Origin of the sequence: Bradyrhizobium sp. SHOUNA76, assembly GCF_023006445.1 — a bacterium.
GTDB lineage: Bacteria > Pseudomonadota > Alphaproteobacteria > Rhizobiales > Xanthobacteraceae > Bradyrhizobium.
On record NZ_JALBHA010000951.1, the window covers coordinates 1 to 1056 of the forward strand.

The 1056-nt window shown below is 65.9% G+C and carries 1 protein-coding gene and 1 pseudogene; one reads left to right on the forward strand and one right to left on the reverse strand.

From position 1 onward, the window contains the following. The coding region (locus tag MOV74_RS38875; RefSeq protein WP_404979237.1) for an FAD-dependent oxidoreductase at positions 1-267 on the forward strand (267 nt) is incomplete at its 5' end. 125 nt (positions 268-392) lie between these two features. Here MOV74_RS38875 and MOV74_RS38880 read toward each other — a convergent pair. Then, positions 393-1056, reverse strand: a pseudogene (locus MOV74_RS38880) (saccharopine dehydrogenase); the annotation flags it as partial.

Here is a 1056-nt window from a genome sequence, read left to right on the forward strand (position 1 = left end):
GGCGCCTCGCTCGCGCTGGAAGACGCGATGCGGCTTGCGCGTCTGATGCAGGAGCGCCAGGAGCTCGGCGCCACCTTCCAGGCCTTCGAGGCCGAGCGACGCCCGCGCACCGAGAAGATCGTCGCGATGGCCCGCCGCAACGGCAACAGCAAGCGCGAATTCAGCGCCACCGGCGCGTGGATGCGCAATCAGATGCTGAAATGGCTGTTGCCGCTCGGCGCCAAGGGCATGGACTTCATGTACGCGTATGATGCGCGGGCGGTGTAGCGCCCGCTGCCGTAGGGTGGGCAAAGCGAAGCGTGCCCACGACTTGCGACGTTAAACGACAGAAAGACGGTGGGCACGGCGCGTTGCGCCTTTGCCCACCCTGCGGGAGCAACTCCCTACGGAAGCTACGCCTGCTGCTCCACTTCAAACGTCAGCCCCGCATTGTCCCGCAGCCGCTTGATCAGCTTGTGCTGCATCGCTGCGCCCGGCGTCCAGAAGCCTGCCGGAACGTCCGTGGTATCGCGGAGCATGCAGATCGCGCATTCGGAGATCATCTTCGAGGTCGAGCCGTAGCCGGGATCGCGGTCGCCGGTGACGCCGGCGCGGACCATGCGGCCGTCGGGTGCGATCGCGACATACAGCAGATCGAAGCGGCCGTTCTCCTGCTCTTCCTTCGACGGCCCCTCGCCCGGCTTCGGCGCGTTCGGGCCGGTCTTCTCGGCGTTGGCGGCCATCACGCGCTTGGCGTTGGCCTCACCCTTCTCGCCGGGACCGGTCAGGACCATCTCGTCGTAGACGAACTCCTGACCATAGGGAAAGCCCATCAGCATGTTGGAGCGATGGACGTTGCGCGTGTTGATCAGCGCCATCATGAACGGCGCGGCCCAGGATTGCAGATCCTCCTCCAGGATCGCCCTGTTGCCTTTCGGCTGCTTCGGCCCGGTGAAGCCCGGCGTCAGCGCAAAATGATCGTTGAGAATGGCGACGAGGCTGAGGTCCTTGGCGACCGCATCGAAGGTCGCTTTCGCACTTGCCGCGGTGCCGCCCGACAGCGTGCCGCGCATGTCG